Genomic DNA, 6,381 nt, shown 5'->3' with positions numbered 1-6,381 from the left:
TGTTGACCTACAAGGCAGCCCTTGCAGGTAAGAGAGTAATAACAGTCGATGAACGGTACACGACGAAGACCTGCTGTGTCTGCGGAGCGGTTCACGATATGCCGCTCGGGAAACGAGTTATGAACTGTGAATGTGGGAACTGCATGGATCGCGACCAAAACAGTGCGGTCAATATCATGGTGCGGTTCCTATCACAAGATGCCCTGTAGACGGGCTACCGGCAGTTCGCCGGTAATCTGCGACAAACAGGCCCGAGGATCCCCGTGGTCCCCGGACACTCGCAGGAAGCCCCCTGCGCAAGCGGGGGGTAGTTCACCAATCCCCTCTTCTCCAGTCTCTCCTATGAAACGTCTCCTCCGCGTCGAGCAGACCCTTTTCAGAGATCCTGATGTCTTTGACTTCGCCTCCATGCCCGACCACCTCCACCACCGCGACGCCCAGGTCAAGGAACTCGCCTTCCTCCTCCGGGGCGCCGTCCTCCGCGGCCCGCCGGGGGCCGGGAAGACCACCACCGTCCGCCGGGTCTTTTCCGCGTTCAGGGAGGAGACCCGGCAGGTCGTCCCGGTCTACGTCAACTGCCGGCCCCTCTCCTGCGACGGGAAGGGGGGGATCTGCCGGTAAGCGGGAAAGAATGATATGCGATGCGGAAGAGATACAACGATATGAGACGACGCCACCTGCTGGATGCGGAGGAGAGAGAAGCAGTTCTCCGCACCATCCGCACGGTCCTCGCCGGATTTGACGAGATCGAGGTGGGATATGTCTTCGGAACGTTCTCGCAGGGGGATTTCGGCGACGTGGACGTGGCAATCCTCGTCACCGGCGAGCCCACCCCCTACCAGGCGATGCGGTTGGCGCGGAAGATCGAGCGAGAACTTGAGCGAGGGTTCTGTTACCGTTTTGAGGCCGACGTGAAGATCCTCAACACCGTCCCGGTCTCGTTCCAGTACGAAGTCATCAAGAGCGGCCGACCCGTATTCCTGCGCGACAGAGAGCGGAGGATCCGGTACGAGGCGGGCGTGCTCTCCCTGTACCTCGACTATGCAGACACGCTCGACTGGTTCGACCGGGTTCTGCTCACGAGGGCCTGAAAATGGTCAGGGACGAAGGGGTCCTCGCTCACCTCCGGGAACTGGACGAGGCAGCTCGAGACTGGGAACGCTACCGGTCCATCACCCTTGAAGATCTGAGAAACGACCGCGATAAGAGGAATATGGTGTTGCATGCGCTCCTCGTCAGCATCCAGGCATCGATCGATGTCGCGAACCACCTGGTCGCGGCCTCCAGCTCCCGGCGGCCCGAAACCTACCGGGAGAGTTTCATGATCCTCTGTGATGAGGGGGTGATCCCGGAAGATCTCGGGGTCCGGCTCTCCGACCTCGCGGGCTTTCGGAATGTTCTGGTCCACCTCTACTGCCGGCTGGACCTGGACGAGGTCTATGGAGTGCTCCAGGACGACCTTTTAGTCGTGAACCGGTACCGGGATCTGGTTCGGGCGATGCTCCGGGACCGCCTCCTCCCGGAGTGACTGTACGTCATACATGTCCTTCCGCTGCCGCTCTTCGGGTCCCGGCAGGATCGGGGAGGACTTCGCCGGGCAAAATGCAGGTCCGGAGAAACTATTTATGCCCGCCATACAGAGTGAAATTGAATGAAACGCTTTGTGGCCACTGCACGGGGGCGTGTCCAGCGGGTCGGCTATCGGGAGTACGTGTACAACGAGACGTTCGAACGGAATATCTCGGGGTACGTGAAGAACCTCGATACCGGGGAGGTCGAGATCGTTGCAGAGGGGAACGAGAAGGATCTCCGGGATTTCATCAACGAGATCAATATCATACGAAGACCCATTGCAGTCAGATCGTTCACTGTCAGATGGGAAGAAGCAACAGGGAAGTACGCCGATTTTGAGATCCTCCGGGGAGACATCCAGGAGGAGACGTTTGAGCGGATGGATTACGCCGGGAATCTACTGCACAGCATGGATACTAAATTTGACCTGATGCTGGACAAACGGGACCAGAACCTCCAGTTGCAGCACACGATGCTGGATAAGCAGGACCAGATGCTCCAGATCGCGCGAGAGACGAAAGAAGAGATAGCGGGACTCAGAAGCGATACCAGGAAGCACCTTGACGACGAATTTGCAGAGATCCGGAAGGAGCTCGTCTCCATCAAGGATGCGCTTGCCCGGGCAGGCATCCAGGTCTGAATAACTCTCCATCCCGCGTCAACTACCCCGGGCCATGCATGTGGCCGTCCCAGGGCACGACTCCTGGCTGACCGGGACAATTGACCGCCGAAGATGCCGCCCGTGCCCGGGAAGGAGTCGCAACTCGCACCTTGCGGTGCTCGAACTCCGTTCGCACCTGATGGTGCTCAAGCTCCGGTCCTTCGGACCATCGCATTCCCGTGGAACGTCGTTCCTGCCGGTGCTCCCGCTCAGGCCCTGCGGCCCATCGCGAGTCGCGACTCGCACCCCCGGTGCTCGAACCCCGTTCGCACCTGATGGTGCTCAAGCTCCGGCCCCGAAAACGCTTCGCGTTTTCTCAAGATCCGGTCCTTCGGACCATCGCAAGTCGCACCTGCCAGTGCTCCCGCTCCCCGGGAGGGCCGGACGCTCCTCCCTTAAATCCCCATTTTACAGCCTCAGTTCCGATTTCCCGGCCTTTTACGGGGAGATCGATCCACTTATATATGGTTGGCGGTACAGTTCTGACCCGGAGGAACTGGAAATGGCCATTTTATCAACCAACCAGCAGGAGATAGCAGAACGGATCGACGCCGGCACCGCCGCCGAAGTCTGGCGGGACTGGCGGTGGCAGGTCCGCCACGCGGTCACCGATATCTCCACGTTCGAGCGGCTGCTCGGCGTCTCGTTCGGCGCGGACGAACGGCGGGCGCTGGAAGAGACCGTGAACCGGTTCCCCCTGCGGATAACCCCCTACTACCTCTCGCTCATCGACGCGGACGACCTCGCAAACGACCCGGTCTTCATGCAGTGCTTCCCATCGCCGGCGGAGCTGCAGGTCGAGGCCGAGGACATGGAGGACCCGCTCGCCGAGGACGCCGACCACCCCGCCCCCTGCATCACCCACCGCTACCCCGACCGGGTGCTCTTTTTAGTCAGCAACGTCTGCGCCATGTACTGCCGGCACTGCACCCGGAAGCGGAAGGTCGGGGACGTCGACTCCGTCCCCTCAGAGGCCGAGATCCTGGCGGGCCTCGACTACATCCGCGAGAACCCCTGCATCCGCGACGTCCTCCTCTCCGGGGGCGACCCGTTCATGCTCCCCGACGACTACCTCGACTGGATCCTGACCGAGCTCGACGCGATCGAGCACGTCGAGGTCGTCCGGATCGGCAGCCGGGTCCCGGTCGTCCTCCCCTACCGGATCACGGAGGATCTTGTGACGATGCTCGCCCGCCACCACCCGATCTGGGTGAACACCCACTTCAACCACCCGGCCGAGATCACCGCCTCGTCGGAGAAGGCCCTCGCCCGGCTCGCCGACGCCGGGATCCCGCTCGGCAACCAGACCGTCCTCCTCGCGGGGGTGAACGACTGCCCCCGGATCATGAAGACCCTGGTCCAGAAACTCGTCAGGAACCGTGTCCGCCCCTACTACCTCTACCAGTGCGACCTCGCCGAGGGGCTCGCCCACTTCCGCACCCCGGTCTCCAAGGGGATCGAGATCATCGAGAACCTTGTCGGCCACACCAGCGGGTTCGCGGTCCCGACCTACGTCATCGACGCCCCCGGCGGCGGGGGGAAGATCCCGGTGATGCCCCAGTACCTCATCTCCTGGTCCACGAACCGGGTGGTGCTCCGGAACTTCGAGGGCGTGATCACCACCTACCGCGAGCCCGACTCCTACGAGCCGGTCTGGTGCGACCGCAAGTGCGCGACCTGCGGGCAGTACCTGAAACTTGAGGGAGCAGATGAGTCCAAGGCGGTCGGGATCGTCAAGCTCCTCTCCGACGAGGACCCGACGACCGCGCTCGTCCCGGAGAACACCGAGCGTTTCGAGCGGAGAAATGACAACTGACACCGTCACGACGATCGGGCGTACCCGCGTCCAGCACGGGAAGGTGAGCGACCGGGTCTACGTGATGCACCTCGCGCCCGCTGACCTCCCCGGCATACTCGACGGCCTTGATGCGCTCGCAGAGGCCGAAGGCTACTCCAAGATCTTCGCGAAGGTCCCCGCCTCCGCCCTCTCCCTCTTTCTCGCCCGCGGCTACGCCGTCGAGGCGCGGGTGCCGGGGTTCTTCCGGGGCAGGGAGGACGGCTGCTTCGTGGCGAAGTTCCTCGACCCGGAGCGCCGGCGGGAGCGGGGCGACCCCGATGCGGTCCTTGCGACCACTAGAAACACCGGCCGGCGCCCCCCGTCCGCGCTGCAGCCGGGCTGGACGTGCACCCTGGCGGCCGAAGACGATGCGGACGACCTCGCCGCGCTCTACGGCGGGGTCTTTGCTACCTACCCGTTCCCCATCGATGACCCCGGCTACCTGCGGGAGACGATGGCCGGGGACTACCGCTACTTCGTCGTCCGCACAGACGACGGCACGATCGCAGCGGCCTCCTCGGCGGAGGTCTACCCCGAGGACGGGAACGTCGAGATGACCGACTTCGCCGTCCACCCGGATTTCCGGGGCAGGAACCTCTCCCTCCTCCTCCTCGCCCGGATGGAAGAGGAGATGCGGGCGGCCGGCCTCAAGACCGCCTTCACCATCGCCCGGGCGCTCTCCTACCCCATTAACGCCACGTTCGCCCGGGCCGGCTACGCCTGGGCCGGGACCCTCGTCAACAACACCAACATCTGCGGCGGGTTCGAGAGCATGAACGTCTGGTACCACTCATTGGGCCGGTGACAGGGCGGACCTCCCGGCGGGGTCGTACTGCCTCAGGTGAAAGAACGGAAGTCGTGCCGGCTTCAGGTCACACACGCTCGTTTGCCGGTTTTCGGAGGTGCAGGTCACCCCGGTCAGGAGAGCAGCGATCTGCATGGATGCATTCTGTTCCATGTGGAACAAATTTGAACCAATGGCTGGAAACGATTCTGTCCTCCAGGGTATGCCGCTTTTGGAGCGGATATCCCCTCGGCGTGCCCGTGGAACAGCACGCTCGCGAGGAAGGCGCATGCTCCGATCCGGAATGGATACACTCACCATGCAGTCGGGTCCCCCCTCTTTCACCTGTTCTGAAACTACCCGTCACCGTGCACCGGTTTAGGACGGTCCCGCCGGGCCCGGTGCATCCGGAGGTACTCGGACCGGGAAAGAGCGAAGTTTTCGGCATTCTCAAAGAACGCGTCGATCAGGTCGACCTCTCTGCGCTCCAGACCTCGTTCGGGACTTCCCTGACCCGGAGGGCATGTCTCCGGACAAAAGCCAGCCGCTCCTGCCGGTTCTTCTCGCGATCAAACCTCAATTCCATACGGCTCCCCCCCGACCTGCAGGCGCTCCATGAACATTCGCAGGAGATCGCCATCGAGCATCTCCCGGAACAACATCCAGAGATAGACCGCATCCTCGATATCCTTGTCGCTCCCGAGATTGAGTTTATAGGGGATCTGCAGCTCGATGGGCGATACGAAGAACCGGATGTCGTCAAACTGTACTCTCTTCGCCCTGGACATCGCATACCGATCGAAGTCGTCTTGCCCGCCATAACGGGATGCCTGCGAACCGGTCAGGAGTGCCCGATGCGCTTCAGAAGGTCCCGGGCGGACGCCTTCTGCTGACGCCGCTTCATATCCGATCAGATCCGGCGTTGCTTGTAGAGCCAGAAGTCAAGGTCGCCGGGGTCCTCCGCGTATACGATGCAGTGCCGCTCGAGTATCCCTCCCCGGAGATACCAGGGGATCTCGTCGTATACGACGATATCGTATCCCTCCGGGGCGAGGAGCATCCTCTCATGCACCGCAGTCCTGTCCGCCCCCTCGTCCAGGATCAGGCAGAGGTCGATATCGGACTTGGGGCCCGCGTAGCCCATGACACGCGAGCCAAAGAGCAGAATGGCCCTGATCGAGGGGAGGACCTCCCGGAAGTGGTCCAGGATCAGGTCCTGTCCGCATCCAGCCATACCAGCACCTCCTCTGAGAACCTGCGCAGGCGAGGCATGAGCCGCTGCAGCGCGGCATACGCGATCTGGTCGTTGACACTGTCATATTCGTGAACCAGACGGTTTCTCAGCCCGTTCGCAGATTTCATATCTCTCCCGGTCTCCGGATCGATGATCCCTTCGGTCACCAGATAGTCGAGATTGGTGTAATCGTCCTGTGCGGAGGAGTAGAGCATCCGGCGGATGAGCGCAGATATATCCGTAACCGCCTCCACGGCCTCTTGAAACTCTTTGTGACTGCTCCCACGACTAAA

The 6,381-nt window shown here is 62.2% G+C and carries 10 protein-coding genes; 7 read left to right on the top strand and 3 right to left on the bottom strand.

Annotated elements, in window-relative coordinates:
- The 7 genes from PLN84_RS12290 to ablB all read left to right on the top strand — a co-directional run.
- Window positions 1-209 (top strand): transposase (locus PLN84_RS12290; protein WP_348532118.1); only part of this gene is annotated, 209 nt, incomplete at its 5' end.
- Between the two features lie 133 nt (window positions 210-342).
- Window positions 343-621 carry a hypothetical protein gene (locus PLN84_RS12285; protein ID WP_292384080.1) on the top strand — a complete coding sequence of 93 codons (279 nt, stop codon included), beginning with the start codon at window positions 343-345 and terminating at the stop codon, window positions 619-621.
- 41 nt (window positions 622-662) lie between these two features.
- The gene (locus tag PLN84_RS12280; protein ID WP_292558858.1) at window positions 663-1,091 is read left to right on the top strand and encodes a nucleotidyltransferase domain-containing protein; all 429 of its coding nucleotides are present in this window, start codon (window positions 663-665) and stop codon (window positions 1,089-1,091) included.
- 2 nt (window positions 1,092-1,093) lie between these two features.
- Entirely contained in the window at window positions 1,094-1,528 is a 435-nt protein-coding gene (locus PLN84_RS12275; protein ID WP_348532117.1) for a DUF86 domain-containing protein, read from the top strand.
- A 123-nt stretch (window positions 1,529-1,651) separates the two neighbouring features.
- Complete coding sequence (locus PLN84_RS12270; protein ID WP_292384086.1) at window positions 1,652-2,212, top strand: acylphosphatase; 561 nt, start codon at window positions 1,652-1,654, stop codon at window positions 2,210-2,212.
- A 523-nt stretch (window positions 2,213-2,735) separates the two neighbouring features.
- Window positions 2,736-4,049, top strand: coding sequence for a lysine 2,3-aminomutase (gene ablA / locus PLN84_RS12265; protein ID WP_292384087.1), 1,314 nt, complete (start codon window positions 2,736-2,738; stop codon window positions 4,047-4,049).
- A complete protein-coding gene (gene ablB / locus PLN84_RS12260; RefSeq protein WP_292384089.1) occupies window positions 4,039-4,875 on the top strand; it encodes a putative beta-lysine N-acetyltransferase in 837 nt (278 codons plus the stop codon). Before ablA ends, ablB begins: the two co-directional genes overlap by 11 nt.
- A gap of 548 nt (window positions 4,876-5,423) precedes the next feature.
- Here the strand turns inward: ablB and PLN84_RS12255 are convergent.
- The 3 genes from PLN84_RS12255 to PLN84_RS12245 all read right to left on the bottom strand — a co-directional run.
- On the bottom strand, window positions 5,424-5,642 hold the full coding sequence (locus PLN84_RS12255) for a hypothetical protein (RefSeq protein WP_292384091.1): 219 nt from the start codon (window positions 5,640-5,642) through the stop codon (window positions 5,424-5,426).
- Between the two features lie 122 nt (window positions 5,643-5,764).
- Window positions 5,765-6,088, bottom strand: coding sequence for a nucleotidyltransferase domain-containing protein (locus PLN84_RS12250; RefSeq protein ID WP_292384093.1), 324 nt, complete (start codon window positions 6,086-6,088; stop codon window positions 5,765-5,767).
- Window positions 6,064-6,381, bottom strand: a 318-nt coding sequence (locus PLN84_RS12245) for a DUF86 domain-containing protein (RefSeq protein ID WP_348532116.1), incomplete at its 5' end; no start/stop codon positions are given. The genes PLN84_RS12245 and PLN84_RS12250, both read right to left, overlap by 25 nt.

Origin of the sequence: Methanoculleus sp., assembly GCF_035363275.1 — an archaeon.
Classification (GTDB): Archaea; Halobacteriota; Methanomicrobia; order Methanomicrobiales; family Methanoculleaceae; genus Methanoculleus.
This window is presented reverse-complemented; position numbering and strand designations above follow the sequence as displayed.

What these genes read in the sequence shown, in the direction of transcription:
- PLN84_RS12285 (WP_292384080.1), top strand. Translation starts at nt 343, where the DNA reads ATGAAACGTCTCCTCCGCGTCGAGCAGACCCTTTTCAGAGATCCTGAT.
- PLN84_RS12280 (WP_292558858.1), top strand. Translation starts at nt 663, where the DNA reads ATGAGACGACGCCACCTGCTGGATGCGGAGGAGAGAGAAGCAGTTCTC.
- PLN84_RS12275 (WP_348532117.1), top strand. Translation starts at nt 1,094, where the DNA reads ATGGTCAGGGACGAAGGGGTCCTCGCTCACCTCCGGGAACTGGACGAG.
- PLN84_RS12270 (WP_292384086.1), top strand. Translation starts at nt 1,652, where the DNA reads ATGAAACGCTTTGTGGCCACTGCACGGGGGCGTGTCCAGCGGGTCGGC.
- ablA (WP_292384087.1), top strand. Translation starts at nt 2,736, where the DNA reads ATGGCCATTTTATCAACCAACCAGCAGGAGATAGCAGAACGGATCGAC.
- ablB (WP_292384089.1), top strand. Translation starts at nt 4,039, where the DNA reads ATGACAACTGACACCGTCACGACGATCGGGCGTACCCGCGTCCAGCAC.
- PLN84_RS12255 (WP_292384091.1), bottom strand. Translation starts at nt 5,642, where the DNA reads ATGTCCAGGGCGAAGAGAGTACAGTTTGACGACATCCGGTTCTTCGTA.
- PLN84_RS12250 (WP_292384093.1), bottom strand. Translation starts at nt 6,088, where the DNA reads ATGGCTGGATGCGGACAGGACCTGATCCTGGACCACTTCCGGGAGGTC.